Below are 13,963 nucleotides of genomic sequence, written 5' to 3'. Positions count from 1 at the left end.
TGGTCCGGGCAGGTTGGAACCCGGACGGTGTCGAGGGCGTAAGACCACCCGAGCCGCCGGCTCCGGTGGCGGCCTGAGCCGTAGATCCCCGCTCAACCCTGGAGGGCGACGCATTCCCCTCCCTTCAGGGAGGGGAGCCTTCAACCGCTTCGACGAGTTCGAGCGCAGCCTCGGCATCGCCCCGAACATGCTGACCGCCGCTTGAAGTCCCGGGTGGACGCCGGCCCGCTGGAGCGCCACGTCACCCTCGTCACCGCCGTCCAGACCTTCCTCACCCTTTGAGCCAGCCACCCCCGACACCCGCCGCCTCCTCGGCACCGAACACGACAAGACCCTCGCCGACACCACCATCGGAACGCCCTTTCAGGCACCGGGGTTTTGTGGTGGATCGGCGTCGAGCCCGCCGCACGCGGACGTGCCGCAGGGCCTCGCAGACGCGCGGCCGTGGAGGCGGTGCGTGGGCCCTTGACGGCGCGCGGCCGCGATCGCCCGTTGATGCGGCAGCGTGCCGGGTCAGCGGCAGGTCGAGGAGCTGGTCGAACGTGCGGCGATGTGGACGACTTCTCCACCGCGACCAGCGGCCCGAACCCGCGGATACGCAGGCTCTGTTGAAGGTGACCCTCGACGCGAAGGGCGTCGGGTGCAGCCTGCCCCATGCCGCACCCGCGCCGGGGCCTCGCGGGGCCCGGTGATCAATACCCGGCATGCCGGGTGCGGGCAGGGGCGGACGTCCTCATTCCGTTCGCGCGGTGTGGAGGGGGCCGCTTGGCCGAGGCCGTGGCGTCACGGGGAACCTCGCAGGAGTCAGCGGCCGGGGAGTCGCTCGGCGATCTCCTGGAGTACCCAGCCGTTGCCGTCCGGGTCGCTGAAGGTGGCGAAGGAGCCGTAGGAGGCGCGCTCGGGCCGGGGGCCGGCGAGCCGCTGCTGCCCCTGGAGCCGGTGGGTGACCTCTCCCGCCTCGTGGCCGTGGTAGAAGAAGTCGGCGTCGTGGAAGATCTCACTCACCTCGATGCCGCGATCGACGAGCTCCGCGTGTGCCTGCTCGATGTCGGAGACGACCAGGTATAGGCCCTGGGCTGAGCCAGGTGTGGCGGAGGTGACCCCCTTGCCGAAGATGATGGAGCACTCGGAGCCGGGCGGCGTGAGCTGCACGCCGCGCCAGTCCTCGTTGGCGGTCTTGTCGAGGTCCAGACGGAATCCCGCCTTCTCGTAGAAGGCCTTGGCCCGGTTGACGTCGGAGACGGGCAGCACGACGACTTCGAGTTTCAGATCCATGGGTATGTTCTCACTTTCAAAATGTAGACCGGTCGTCTACTGAAATTGTTTCCGATCCCCGAGCGCTGGGAGTTTTTGTGGCCATCCGAACGGGACGTGGCCCCGGCGGATCGGGGGGTGGCTGACAGGCGCGCCTTCGGCTCAGTGGCCGGCGATCTGGCCGCCGTCGACGTGCAGGATCTCGCCGGTGACGAACGGGGCGTTCTCGAGGTATATCGCCGCGTCGACGACATCGCTCACCTCGCCCAGGCGGCCCACCGGATGCAGGCCGGCGAGCACGTCCCAGTACCCCTCGGTCATGGGGGTCTTGATGGTGCCCAGGGCGATGGCGTTGCTGCGGATACCGCGGGTGGCGTACTCGATCGCGAGGGCCCTGGTGGCGGACTGCAAACCGCCCTTGGTCAGCGCTGCGAGTGCGGAGTTCACGTGGGAATTGGCCCGGTCGGCCAGGGTGCTGGTGATCTGTATGACGTGACCACCGCCCTGGGTCAGCATCTGCTGGATCGCGAGCTGGGTGATCCGGAAGAAGCCGGTCAGGTTCACGCCGAGCACGGCGTCGTACTCGTTTCTGGAGAAGTCGGTGAACGCGTTGGAGATGAAGATCCCGGCATTGTTGACCAGTGTGTCGATGCGGCCGAACCGCTCGAGGCCCGCGGCGATGATGCGCTCCGCGGTGGCACGGTCGGCGATGTCGCCCTGGATGGTGAGGATCTCGGGGTCCTGCGACGCTGCAATGGACCGCGAGGTGGCGACGACGGCGTAGCCGAGCTTGCGGTAGGCGACGACCAGTCCGGCTCCGATGCCCTGCGAGGCACCAGTGATGACTGCGACCTTCTGAGTTTGGGTGCTCATAATGGCTCCTTCGAAGGGTGGATATGCTCGGAAGCGAGGTTAGGCGACCGGTCGTCTATATGCAAAGAGTCGATAGGTGCATGCGGTCGACGACACCGGTTTCCCCAAGGAGGAGGGCTACGGCTGCCCGGGTGGCCCGGACGCACTGCGGCGCACTGACGACCGGGGGTCGAGGCTGCGGAGCCAAAGGACGGCGCCGCGTGGGCCCCGGCGCCAGGTGCTGATCGTCCGCGACCACGTCCTATCCGGACGGTCGTTTTCGTCCGTCGAGGAGATGGACGCCGCCTTCGCCGCCTGGGTGCCGCAGCGCAGGTCCCAGATCCACAAGACGCACCGGGAGGTCATCGGCGAGCGGGCGGCCCGCGACTACGCGGCGCTCAAGCCGCTGCCGCCGACTCCGTATCTGGTGGCGGAGCGGCATCTGCGGCCGGTCGGCAAGGACTGCCTGGTCGCCGTCGGCGGCAATCTCTACTCGGTGCCCGCCCGCCGGGTCCGCCCCCGCCAGCTGGTCGAGATCCGGGCCACGAAGTCCCAGGTCATGCTGTACTCCACCGTCCCCGACGCCAGCAGCGAGACGCTGCTGGCCATGCACCAGCGGGCGGTCGGCCGCGGTGTCCGCGTCGTCGAGGAACAGCACTGGGACGGCCTGCCCACCGGCAAGGGCCGCCGGACCACCACCGGCGACGTCCCGCCCCGGCCCCGCCATCCTGCGCCCACCGGTCACCCGCGCACTCCTGTGCTGCGGCCCCCACAGCCGCCGCGTGCGGGGGCCAGGGAGCTCGACGACCGGCCGGTATACGACTGTGGGCCCGCCAACCATATCGAGGTCCTGACCGAGACCGGCGAGCAAGGGGCCTGGGCGGTCGCCGGATGCGTCCTGTGCGGGGCGACGGGCTGCTCTCCCCGGTCAACTGCGCGGAATCCAGCTGGCGTTGAGCGGTGAAGAACCCGCCGGGTTGACGCCGTCGGTGCCGGCCTGGTCGACACGCTGCTGACCGGCGAAGGGCGCTTCCTGTAGTCCTCACCTTCGTCCTGCTCAGCTTCGTGTGGACCTGGAACGACTACTTCCCCTCCCTGATCCTCGTCTCCGACCGAGGCCACCACCGATGACGCTGGGCCTGGGCGCCTTCTCCGGCCGCTACATGGTGCACATCACCCTGCTCGCAGCGGCTGGGGTGCTGATCTTGGTTCCCGTCGTGGGCCTGTAGGTGTTCTTCCAGCGGCAGTTCATCCGCGGCATGCTCTCCGGGGCGGTCAAGGGCTGAGACACAGGCCCTGGTCGGCCACATGCTCAGCCAGCGGCCGTCCCCTGATCCGCGCGCACCGGCAGGGCCGTCAGCAGCAGGCGACGGCTGGAGTGCGGCACGCGCGCACTGAGCTTGCCCTGCCGTTCTTGCGCGGGCTCGCCCGGTCATGCGTTGGACCTGCAGCGGTGGGGGACCGGCGCCCCTGCGCTCAGCACGGCCGGCCCGCAACAACTGGCGGAAGTCCCGCGCAACGCTCCTACGGACACGGCGACGCGCTGGCCGATGCACTCGGCTCGCTCCAACTCCTTGGGGTATCCGGGAGGCTCACTGCCATCGATCCGTACGGGGATACGTTGATGAACGAGCAGGAGGCCGCAGTCGCCCTCCGGGACATCCACGATCTAAAGGCAGCGGTGCGGTGATGAGCGTCAGCTCGCCGCACTGGACGACCTCGCCACGATGCTGCAACAGTGCGCGGTCACCCGAGGCAGCTATCTGTGGTTCGCAGGCGACTGAAACTCGCGCCACGCCTTCCGTGTGAGTGTCTAACTGAGTGACAACGCCTGCGTACACCGGCGGACAACCACGCACATCCGTGGACCATCGCAACCGCCGAACGACGGTCGTGGAGGTCTGACCCTCGCAGCGCACATGAGCGGCCGGGGCGTGTCGATCGGCGTAGGCAATCCCCTGCGTGGTGAGGGCGAGATCGGCCCAGCGGTGGCAGAGGAAATACGGGGCCTGGGCCCATACGGGGCATGGGGCCGATGGCACCGAAGTCCCGGCTTCGGCGGCGGCAAGCGGATACGGTTACCGACTGAAGGGAGGCCCTTGGCCGCCGTGTTGCTGACGATTACCGAGGCGGGGTGCGAACTCCCGGCTCCGGAGGTTCCGGGGCCGATGACGCGTCGACGGCGTGGTCATCGCCTCTTCCGTCTGCCTGGGCGCGTTCTTGCCGCAGGACGTCGAGGACGACGGAGCCGTCGACGGTCTCGCGGGTGATCAGTCGTTCGGCCAGGCATTCCAGGGCGGCCCGGTGGCCGCGCAGCAGCGTGATCGCGCGCTGTTCGGCCCGGCGCAGCAGGTGGGCGACCTCCTCGTCGACGATGCGCTGGGTCTGCTCCGAGTACGGTGGCCGACTGGGTTCCTCGGTGGTCTCACCGAGGAAGTGCGGGTGGGAGGAGGCGTAGCCGATCGGGCCGAGTTCGGGGGAGAGGCCGAACTCGCGGACCATGCGGGTGGCGATCTGGGTGGCTCCGGCCAGGTCGTTGGCGGCTCCTGTCGATCCCTCGCCGAAGACCACGAGTTCGGCCGCGCGCCCGCCCAGGCGCACCGCCAGCAGGTCGGTCAGGTAGCTCTCGCTGTACAAGTGGCGTTCGGCTTCGGGGAGTTGTTCGGTGACGCCGAGGGTGACGCCGGCGGGCAGGATGGTGACTTTCGCCACGGGGTCTGCGTGTTCGCACAGTGCTGCGACCAGGGCGTGGCCCGACTCGTGGACCGCGACGGAGCGGCGCTCCTCGGGCAGCAGCGCGTTGGAGGACTCCCGGCGGCCCAGCAGCACCCGATCACGGGCGGCATCAAGGTCGTACGGTTCGATCCGGGTGCGGTCGTTCCGTACGGCGTTGATGGCGCCCTCGTTGACCAGGTTGGCGAGATCGGCACCGGAGAATCCGGGCGTGGCGCGCGCCACGGCATCCAGGTCGACGTCCCGGGCCAGTTTCTTGTCCCGGGTGTGGACGGTGAGGATCGCGGCCCGCTCGGACTGGTTGGGCAGCGGCACGGTGACCTGGCGGTCGAAGCGCCCGGGGCGCAGCAGGGCCGGGTCGAGGGCGTCGGGCCGGTTGGTGGCGGCGAGGACGACGATGCCGCTGGACTGGTCGAAGCCATCCATCTCGGACAGCAGCTGATTGAGGGTCTGCTCGCGTTCGTCGTTTCCGCCCAACCGGGCCCCGCCGGTGCGACGCGACCCGAGCGCGTCGATCTCGTCGATGAAAATGATCGAGGGGGCGCGTTTGCGGGCCTGGTCGAACAGGTCGCGCACTCGGGAGGCGCCGACGCCGACGAACATCTCCACGAACGCGGAGCCGGTCACCGACAGGAACGGCACGTCCGCCTCGCCGGCGACCGCCCGCGCGAAGAGCGTCTTGCCTGTACCGGGTGGCCCCACCATGATCACGCCACGGGGTCCCTTGGCACCTGCGGCGGTGTAACGGGCGGGATTGCGCAGGAAGTCGACGACCTCGCTGATCTCCTGCTTGACCCCGTCGTAGCCGGCGATGTCGGTGAAGCCGGTGGTGGGCCGCTCCGCCTCGATGATCTTTGCGCGCGAGCGTCCGATGGCGCTCAGCCCGCCGGTCACCGACCCCGCGGCACGGCGCCCCATCCACACGAAGAACGCGATCAGCAGCAGGAAGGGCAGGAACGTGAAGAGCACGGACAACCACGCCGAGCCGCCGCTGCTGCTCTGGCTGGCTTTGATCTGCACGTGGTGCGATGTCAGTTGCTGCTGGAGCTGGGCCCCGGTGCCCAGCGAGGTGGGGATCTGGGTGGTGAACTTCGTGCCGTCCTTCAGGGTGCCGTTGATGGCGCCTTTGTCGTTGATGTCGACCATCTGTACCTGGCTGGCGCCGACCTTGCCGACGAAGTCGCTGTAGGACAGTGATGTCGGGTGCGGCCCGGAGCGGGCGCGCGAGAGCAGCAGGACGACGACGAGCGTCATCAGGATCCACAAGAACATCCACCGTCCGCCGGTCGGCTGCGGTTGCCGGGACGGAGGTGTGGGCGGTTTCGGCGGCCCCGGCTTGGCGGGCGGCGTCAGGTGCCGGTGCGGCATCCGCACTCGTGTGATCACCGATCCCACGCCCTTCGGTCGCCGTGAACCCCATCCACCAGCCTCAACCCAGTCGTTCCTGGGTGGCAGGGGTCGAATGGCCCTGATGGGGGCCGTCCGGTCAGAGCCCACCCAGGCTCGAGGCCGGCCGCCAGCCGGAGGCCAGGAGCCGACTGACAGGTGTGCACGTCGTCTCGCTGTCACATCTGCGAAGCGCGCCTTTATGTGCGGCCGTCGGGAAGATCGGGGACGTGAGGGCGAGAAGCGTCAGAGGCACTCCGAACACGCGCTGAGCGCAAGATCGTGCATTCGTCCAGCAACGTGGGCACTCACGGCTGCTCCCAGAGGGGGCCTTGCCCTGATGTTGGCGTAATCCGGATGCAGGCGCGGGGCGGTTGGCTGTGCTGGGCCGGCGGGTGGGTCCTTCGGACCGTAGGTCTGGGCGATCGGCCCTGGACCGGGTGGTCTGTGCGGCGGGACGCTGGGGTGCAGGTCGAGACGGGCGAGGTGGATCATGGGCAGTCCGCCAACAGCGAGGCCGGTGGACGCGCCGCCGCGTGAGGAAGCCGCTGGAGCGGCTGCGGTGGTCGACGCCGTGGGAATCGGCAAGCGCTACGGGCCCGTGGTGGCGGTCCAGGAGGTGTCGTTCTCGGTCCGGGTGGGCGAGGTCTTCGCGTTCCTCCGCCCATGTGACGGTGCTGGAGGAGGCGCGGGACTTCGTCGCTGGACGCCATCCGCGGCTCTCCGCGGCCGTCGAACTTGCCGACGGTGCTCCGGCGGCCGTCTTGCGGGCCCGGGCACCGGGCAGCGCCATGGTCGTTGTCGGCTCGCGGCACCGAGACATCGTGCGGGATCTGTTGAGCCGCGAGTCGGTGGGAATGCCGCTGGTCACGCACGCACCGTGCCCGATCGTCGTGGTCCGCGAGCCGGAGCTCGGGCCGCAGACTCAGCTGCATGTCGTGGTTGGTGTGGATGGTTCGGCCGTGTCCAGGGAGGCCGTGCGGTTTGCCTTCGAGGAGGCCGCCTTCCGTGATGCACACCTGGCAGCGGTCTCGGTCTGGCAGCCGCCTCATCCCCGCGGTTTCTCTTCGCAGGATGTGGAGGACGAGGTACGGCGGGTGCTGGTGGAGTCCACGGCGGGCTGGCAGGAGAAGTATCCTCAGGTCGAGCTCAGGCACGCGGTGATCCGCGGCCACCCCGTACGCGTCTCAGTGACGCGGCCGAGTGGCCGGCATTGCTGGTGGCGGGCAGCCGCGGGCCGGGCGGATTCTCCGGGCTGGTGCTCGGCTCGGTCAGCCAGGGCCTCATGCATCATGGACTGTGCCCACTCGTCATCGTGCCGCACCCTGCCGAAGATGATGATGCGGCCACCTGACCACTCCTCGGCGGCAGATACTGTCCGTGCGGCGCACCCGCCCGTGTAGCGGAAAGGGAGGTCTCCCTGGGGATCTGCGCGGAGACGTGTGAGAGGTGTTGAGTACGTCCTGATGAGCTCTCTGCTGGAGATCGACGGAGCCGCCTGCGCCGGGTCAGGCATGATCGTTCGCCAGGCCGTGGCATACGCGGCCGTGACGGGCACGCCGATTCATCTGCACCATGTCCGGGCGAGCCGACCGCGCCCGGGACTGCGTCGGCAGCACCTTGGCGCGGTCGAAGCGGTCCGCACGCTGGTCGGCGGAACGGTCGAGGGGGCGTCGCCGGGCTCACGGGAGTTCACCTTCTGCCCCGGCGGTGAGCGGCCGCGAGGACAGTACGCGTTTGATGTTGGAACATCGGGGTCGGCCACTGCGCTGTCCCTCGCGTTGCTGCCCGTTCTCGCCACCGCTTCCGAGCAGCCGATCCGTGTCGAACTGACCGGTGGACTGTTCCAGGACCGGGCGCCCTCCGCCTTCCATCTGCAGCACGTGCTCGCCCCGCTGATCGCCCGAATGGGACTCGCGATCGCCGTCACGCTGGTGCGGCCCGGTTACGTGCCCACCGGCGGTGGTCTGCTGCGACTCGAGGTCCGGACTGACGGCCCGCTCGTGCCTCTGGAGGCGCAGCAGTCTGGGTCGGTGCGGTCGGTGCGGTCGGTGCGGTCGGTGTGGGGGATCGCCCTCGCCTCCCACCTGCAGGAACGCCGGGTCAGCCGGCGCATGGCAGACAGCGCCTGCGAGGTCTTCACCCGGGCCGGATACGAAGCCCGTATCGACGAGCGCGAGGACACCAGCGCGCTCCAGCCGGGGGCTGGGCTCGCCGTGTTCGCCGACCTGACGGGCGGGTGGCGGCTCGGGGCGGACGGGGCCGGAGCCCGCGGGCGACCGGCTGAATCGATCGGGCGGGCCACTGCGGAGCGACTGCTTGAGGACGTACGCACTGGTGCCGTACTCGACCGTTTCGCCTCCGACCAGATCATCACGTTCACCGCGCTGGCGCGAGGCCGCAGCCGTGCGCGGCTGCCCGAAGTGACCGACCACGTCCGCACCGGGGTCTGGCTCACGAACCTTTTCGGCGTGGCACAAGCGACCCTGCACGGACGTCTGCTCGTCGTCGAGGGTGGCGGAACTGCCGGCGGGCGTTCCTGATCAGGTGCCACCACGTGGTGTGCAACCGCTCTGCCCAGGCCCCTGGCCGACCTGCAGGTAGGGCTGTCGGCAAGGTTCCGCATCGTCGGGAGCCGACGCGAGGGGGCACACCGTGCGTTCCGTCCCGGGTGGGTTCAAGCTGGAGACAGATCTCCATACGGGCACCGGCGCCGCTCAAGGCCAGGCCGGTGGTGCCTGGTGTCGGAAACCGTGACACGCCGCCGTGCTGTGACATGCGTGATCACGATGCGCGAAGGCAAGGGAGAACGATCATGCGGGTGGGAGTGCTGACCGGGGGTGGTGACTGCCCCGGTCTCAATGCGGTGATCCGCAGTGTCGTACGCAAAGGCGCGCAGGAGTACGCCTGGAAGTTCGTGGGCATTGTCGACGGGTGGGCCGGGGTGGTCAAGGACGTGACCATGCCCCTGGACGTTCCGGCCGTGCGCGGAATCCTCCCGCTCGGCGGCACCATTCTCGGCTCCTCTCGCACCAACCCCCTCCGGCTCGAAGACGGCATCGACCGCATCAAGAACACTCTCAGCGCGCACAAGGTCGATGCCCTGGTCGTTATCGGCGGCGAGGACACCCTCAGCGTCGCGACCGCATTGTCCGACGCGGGGGTCAACCTGGTCGGCGTGCCCAAGACCATCGACAACGACGTGGCCGGCACCGACTACACCTTCGGCTTCGACACCGCTGTCAGCATCGCAACCGAGGCCATCGACCGCCTGCACACCACCGCGGAGTCCCACAAACGCACACTCGTCGTCGAGGTGATGGGACGCCACTCCGGGTGGATCGCACTGCATGCCGGCGTCGCCGGGGGCGCGAATGCCATCCTCATCCCGGAAGTGGAGTTCGATCTCGATCAGGTGTGCGCGTGGGTGGAGAAGCGCTTTGAGATCAACTACGCGCCGATCGTCGTCGTGGCGGAGGGAGCCGTTCCCAAGGCCGGACAGATGATGGTCAAGGACGAGTCTCGCGATGAGTTCGGGCACGTGCGCCTGTCCGGGATCGGCGACTGGCTGGCCCGGCAGGTCGAGCACCGCACCGAGAAGGAGGCCCGCACGACGGTTCTCGGTCACGTCCAGCGTGGTGGCACGCCGAGCGCGTATGACCGGTGGCTCGCGACACGCTTCGGCCTGCACGCGGTGGACGCGGTCAAGGACGGCGACTTCGGCACGATGATGGCTCTGCGCGGCGCGGACATCACACGTATCCCGCTTGCTGACGCGACGAAGGCGACCAAGCGGGTCCCCCCAGAGCTGTACACGGAGTTCGACGTGTTCTTCGGCACCTGAGGCTGCCCCATGGTGGCGTCACGCATGCGGAACGATGACCACCGGGCAGCGAGAGTGATGCAGGACGGCGTGGGCCACGGGGCCCAGCCGCCGCTCAGCCGCCCGCGGGCTCGAGTGCCGGCCCAGGACGAGCAGGTCGGCTCGCTGTGAGGTGTGTATCAGGGCGTAGGCCGGGTGGAGGAGTACGACATCAGGCAGTACCGGGACTTGCGGATACTTGTCCTGCCAGCCCTGGAGCGCCTCGGACAGCCGTTGGACTTCCTCGTCCTCCCACGCCGCTCGGTCTTCCTCGGGCACTCCGATCGCCGTCCATGAAGCATGGCCGGACAGGGCCCAAGCGTGCACGGCATGCAATCGAGTGCCGCGCAGCTGAGCGGCGCCGAACGCGAAGTCCAGGGGTGGATCGGCTGCGTGCCGCACGTCGACGCCCACGGACACCGCGGCATCATGTGCTGCCGCGGCCGGGTTTCTGGGCACGATCGCGACGGCGCAGGAGGCGGTGCTCGCCGTCGCCAGCGCCGTCGAGCCCACGGCGAGGCCGTCGAACCCGCCTTCGCCCCGAGCGCCGACGACAAGGAGTTCGGCCGTCTCGGAAGCCGAGAGCAACGCGGTCGCGGGTGTATCGGCGACCTGTACGCCGCTCATCGCCACGCGCGGATACCGATTGGCGAGGTCGGTCTTCGCGCGCTGGAGCAGTTCCTCGCCCGTCTGCTGCCATGAGAAGGCAACGGGCTCATCGGCGGAGCCACGGGCGGGGGCAGGCGCGGCGTGCACGAGACGCAGCTCGAGGTCTCGAAGAGCTGCCTCCTCGGCGGCCCACTCGCCTGCGACGAGACTTTCTCGGGATCCGTCGATCCCGACTACGACGGAGCGGGTCATCCTGTACTCCTTCCCTGCACCGCCTCGTCCGGCCAGGACAGGTGCTTTCCCGCCCTCGACGGGCGTGGCCGTCTCTTGGCGGTTGCCACCTCCTCGTGACCATTGTGAATGTGGAACTGCAGTGACACCCCCGGAGGCGGCCGTGCTGCCAAGCGAGGGGGTGACTCAAGAGGGCCGGGACGCCCAGAAGCCCCGCGCGAGCGGGCCGTGCCGCAGCAACCGAGTCCCCAAGCGGCTGCGGCCGGCTGCGAAGACGCAGAGTTGAAGGGCACGTACTTCGGCGCAACGACCTCGTCCGGGGCGCGCCGTTTGGTCCCATACACGGGCCAAACGGCTCTGCCGGATATTTCACTCTGAATGCCACTTTTATGGCATGAAGAGGAAACCAGGTAAAGGAATCAACGGCGCAGGGCTCGGCCCGGGGAAGAAGACCCGCCTCAACCGGATCCTTCACCAGCACGGCCTGCGCAACGGTACTGCGATCTTCCTGCCCTACGACCATGGACTGGAACACGGCCCGCGGGACTTCTTCGACAACCCCGTCGTGAGCGACCCGGCATACATCATCCGGCTCGCGCTGGAGGGAGGGTTCAACGGGATCGCCATCCAGATCGGACTGGCTGAGAAGTTCTACTGGGACTACGCTGGCGAGATTCCCTTGATCCTGAAGCTGAACGGGAAGACGGACATCCCCTCCGACGCGGAGGCCCTTTCCCCGCTGCACGCGTCGGTCGCCGATGCGGTCCGCCTCGGAGCCGATGCCGTGGGCTACACGCTGTACGTCGGCAGCCCCGCTCAGGAAACGGACTTCCGGCAGCTTCGGCAGGTCCGGGAGGACGCTCAGCGGTTCGGCATGCCGCTGATCGTGTGGGCCTACCCGCGGCGCCGCGATCGAGGGGAAGGGCGGCAGGGATTCCTTCTACGCCGTGGACTACGCCGCGCGAACGGCGAGCGAACTCGGCGCTGACATGGTCAAGGTGAACTTCCCTCATCCGGAGAAGGTGTCCGGGGTCAAGGAGGCTTACCAACGCGAATACTCCCCCCAGCAGGCCATCGATGCGGTGGTGCGGTCGGCGAACCGCACCCTGGTGCTGGTCTCCGGTGGGGAGAAGGCGGGCGACGAGGCCATGGTGGAGAAGGCACGACAGTCGATGGAGGCAGGCGCCACGGGGCTGATCTTCGGCCGCAACGTCTGGCAGCGTGAGCACGATGAATCGCTCCGGTTCGTGGCCCGGCTCCAGGAGATACTCGCCAAGCACCCCCAAGCAGGCGCATCCAGCACCTGAGCCACAGAAACGGAGTTGGTGCGGATGACATGGGGACGGAGGCCAACCCGCAGGCACGCGCGCCCCCTCTGCCGCGCGCAAGGCCGACCGGATCGGCGCCTCGTCCGCAGCCGAGATATTGAAGGCTCCCCTCCCTGGGAGGGGATGCGTCGCCCTCCAGGGCTGAGCGGGGATTTACGGCTCAGGCCGCCACCGGAGCCGGCGGCTCGGGTGATCTTACGCCCTCGACACCGTCCGGGTTCCAACCTGCCCGGACCAGCATCACGCGGGCGGAGTTCTTGTCCCTGGGGGACACCGCTCCACACACGGTGCAGGCATACGTTCTCATCGACAGAGGCAGTGCGTGCTTGGTTCTCGCTCCGCACTTGGCACAGTCCATCGTGGTGTGCGCCGGGTGCACGAGACGGACCTCCCGCCCGTGCTTGCGGCCCATCTCGACCAGGGCACGCTTCGTCGCGGCGATGGCGGCATCGGCCGCCTTGCGGGCCATGGTGGTCTTCGCCAGGAACCTCGGCCTGAAGTCCTCCACCGCAACCCCGTCGTGGCCGCGCACGAACGCCCTGCCGAAGTCCGCACAGCCGAGCGCGACGAAAGCGATGCAGAAGATCTACAACGCCGAGGACCGCGGCCACGCCGAGAAGGCGATCGAGGCGTTCGCGAAGACCTACGGCGCCAAGTTTCCCAAGGCCGTCGCGAAGATCACCGAAGACCGGGAAGAACTGCTGGCGTTTTACGACTTCCCGGCCGAGCACTGGATCCACCTGCGGACCACGAACCGCATCTTCGAGTCGACCTTCTCCACCGTCAAGCTCCGCACCAAGGTCACCCGCGGCGCCGGAAGCCCGGCCGCGGCCCTCGCGATGGTCTTCAAGCTCGTCGAGTCCGCCCAGGCTCGCTGGCGGGCGATCACCGGATCGCACCTGGTGCCCCTGGTCCGTGCGGGCGCCAGATTCGAGAATGGCATCCTCGTCAAACGTACTGAAACACGGGCTGCGTGAGGCCGCGGCGCTGGGGAGGCAGAAGAACTGTGGCGATCTGTTTCGAGCTGGTGGTGAACTTCGGCGACGACGCCGAGGCGGCACAGGCTGCAGCCCACATCGGCCCCAAGCCACAGGTGCTTCGCGCGGGCGCCCACCGCATCCCTCTCCACCGGCCGATGCTGGCGAAGGTGGGCTCATACATCGAGCTCTCGATCCTGCCCGTGGCTGTCAGTTGGCATTGTGGCCTGGACGGCAGCCTCCCCAGGTTCCAGCTCACCGCAGCGGAGCTGACCGAACTGGGGCACCAGCTCTACGAGCTGCTCGCGCAGTTCCACGGATATGTCGCCGCCAGGGTCGGCTGGGATCCGGAATCATTCCTTGACCCCGCTGAGCTCAGGCGCGAGTGGTCAGATGAACTGAACGACGGCAGCATCCACGGGCTTGTGCTCCGCGAAAAGCTGCATGCGGAACTTGACCTGAGCGCCGACTACGAAGTGTTCCAGCCCGGATACCGATGGATACCGTATCGCGGGGAGGAACCAAGCAACCTCACGACCGACTAACGAAACAAGCCCCTACTGAGGCTGGCTCATCCACACATATTGATGCGATGAAGGGGCGAAGTCCCGCCCTCCGCGGGTGGTCTGGGTAGACGCCAGTCACCCACTTCGTGACGGCGAAGGAGCCCCAGGTGAGCGAGTACGACGGACACCAGTACGTCGGTGTCGACCTGCACCGCAGGCGGTCCG

Annotated in this window: 9 protein-coding genes and 4 pseudogenes; 8 read left to right on the top strand and 5 right to left on the bottom strand. The window is 68.4% G+C overall.

Annotation, left to right across the window (positions count from 1 at the left end; genetic code table 11):
* A partial coding sequence (locus ACIBJF_RS48105) for a hypothetical protein (RefSeq protein ID WP_399184159.1) occupies positions 1-205 on the top strand: 205 nt, incomplete at its 5' end.
* Positions 206-804: 599 nt separating this feature from the next.
* On the opposite strand, the gene ACIBJF_RS48100 is transcribed toward ACIBJF_RS48105, so the two are convergent.
* Entirely contained in the window at positions 805-1,275 is a 471-nt protein-coding gene (locus tag ACIBJF_RS48100) for a VOC family protein (RefSeq protein ID WP_399184157.1), read from the bottom strand.
* A 141-nt stretch (positions 1,276-1,416) separates the two neighbouring features.
* Positions 1,417-2,127, bottom strand: coding sequence for an SDR family NAD(P)-dependent oxidoreductase (locus ACIBJF_RS48095; protein WP_399184156.1), 711 nt, complete (start codon positions 2,125-2,127; stop codon positions 1,417-1,419).
* 76 nt (positions 2,128-2,203) lie between these two features.
* Here ACIBJF_RS48095 and ACIBJF_RS48090 point away from each other — a divergent pair, with 76 nt between their 5' ends.
* Positions 2,204-3,070, top strand: a complete 867-nt coding sequence (locus ACIBJF_RS48090) for a Mu transposase domain-containing protein (protein ID WP_399184155.1) — start codon at positions 2,204-2,206, stop codon at positions 3,068-3,070.
* A 1,157-nt stretch (positions 3,071-4,227) separates the two neighbouring features.
* On the opposite strand, the gene ftsH is transcribed toward ACIBJF_RS48090, so the two are convergent.
* A complete protein-coding gene (ftsH, locus tag ACIBJF_RS48085) occupies positions 4,228-6,111 on the bottom strand; it encodes an ATP-dependent zinc metalloprotease FtsH (RefSeq protein ID WP_399184154.1) in 1,884 nt (627 codons plus the stop codon).
* A gap of 494 nt (positions 6,112-6,605) precedes the next feature.
* Between ftsH and ACIBJF_RS48080 the strand changes: the two are divergent.
* The 3 genes and pseudogenes from ACIBJF_RS48080 to ACIBJF_RS48070 all read left to right on the top strand — a co-directional run bounded on the left by ACIBJF_RS48080 (position 6,606) and on the right by ACIBJF_RS48070 (position 10,069).
* Positions 6,606-7,579 (top strand): annotated as a pseudogene (locus ACIBJF_RS48080) (universal stress protein).
* 112 nt (positions 7,580-7,691) lie between these two features.
* Complete coding sequence (gene rtcA / locus ACIBJF_RS48075) at positions 7,692-8,768, top strand: RNA 3'-terminal phosphate cyclase (RefSeq protein WP_399184152.1); 1,077 nt, start codon at positions 7,692-7,694, stop codon at positions 8,766-8,768.
* A 272-nt stretch (positions 8,769-9,040) separates the two neighbouring features.
* A complete protein-coding gene (locus ACIBJF_RS48070) occupies positions 9,041-10,069 on the top strand; it encodes a 6-phosphofructokinase (RefSeq protein ID WP_399184151.1) in 1,029 nt (342 codons plus the stop codon).
* 18 nt (positions 10,070-10,087) lie between these two features.
* Here ACIBJF_RS48070 and ACIBJF_RS48065 read toward each other — a convergent pair whose 3' ends face one another.
* Positions 10,088-10,948, bottom strand: a complete 861-nt coding sequence (locus tag ACIBJF_RS48065) for a universal stress protein (protein WP_399184149.1) — start codon at positions 10,946-10,948, stop codon at positions 10,088-10,090.
* A 373-nt stretch (positions 10,949-11,321) separates the two neighbouring features.
* On the opposite strand from ACIBJF_RS48065, the pseudogene ACIBJF_RS48060 reads away from it, so the two are divergent.
* Positions 11,322-12,234 (top strand): annotated as a pseudogene (locus ACIBJF_RS48060) (class I fructose-bisphosphate aldolase).
* A gap of 181 nt (positions 12,235-12,415) precedes the next feature.
* Here ACIBJF_RS48060 and ACIBJF_RS48055 read toward each other — a convergent pair.
* Positions 12,416-12,802, bottom strand: a pseudogene (locus ACIBJF_RS48055) (zinc ribbon domain-containing protein); the annotation flags it as partial.
* Between ACIBJF_RS48055 and ACIBJF_RS48050 the strand changes: the two are divergent.
* Positions 12,792-13,232: pseudogene (locus ACIBJF_RS48050) on the top strand (transposase); the annotation flags it as partial. The pseudogenes ACIBJF_RS48055 and ACIBJF_RS48050 overlap by 11 nt on opposite strands.
* Positions 13,233-13,261: 29 nt before the next feature.
* Complete coding sequence (locus ACIBJF_RS48045) at positions 13,262-13,777, top strand: hypothetical protein (protein ID WP_399184147.1); 516 nt, start codon at positions 13,262-13,264, stop codon at positions 13,775-13,777.
* The last annotated feature ends 186 nt before the right edge of the window (positions 13,778-13,963 follow it).

Origin of the sequence: Streptomyces sp. NPDC050743, from assembly GCF_044456925.1 — a bacterium.
Taxonomy (GTDB): Bacteria; Actinomycetota; Actinomycetes; order Streptomycetales; family Streptomycetaceae; genus Streptomyces.
The sequence above is the reverse complement of the archived record's forward strand: the minus strand, read 5'-3'. Positions and strand labels throughout refer to the sequence as shown.

Coding starts and splice junctions, on each gene's coding strand:
- rtcA (WP_399184152.1), top strand. CDS start 7,692: ATGAGCTCTCTGCTGGAGATCGACGGAGCCGCCTGCGCCGGGTCAGGC.
- ACIBJF_RS48065 (WP_399184149.1), bottom strand. CDS start 10,948: ATGACCCGCTCCGTCGTAGTCGGGATCGACGGATCCCGAGAAAGTCTC.
- ftsH (WP_399184154.1), bottom strand. CDS start 6,111: ATGTTCTTGTGGATCCTGATGACGCTCGTCGTCGTCCTGCTGCTCTCG.
- ACIBJF_RS48100 (WP_399184157.1), bottom strand. CDS start 1,275: ATGGATCTGAAACTCGAAGTCGTCGTGCTGCCCGTCTCCGACGTCAAC.
- ACIBJF_RS48095 (WP_399184156.1), bottom strand. CDS start 2,127: ATGAGCACCCAAACTCAGAAGGTCGCAGTCATCACTGGTGCCTCGCAG.
- ACIBJF_RS48070 (WP_399184151.1), top strand. CDS start 9,041: ATGCGGGTGGGAGTGCTGACCGGGGGTGGTGACTGCCCCGGTCTCAAT.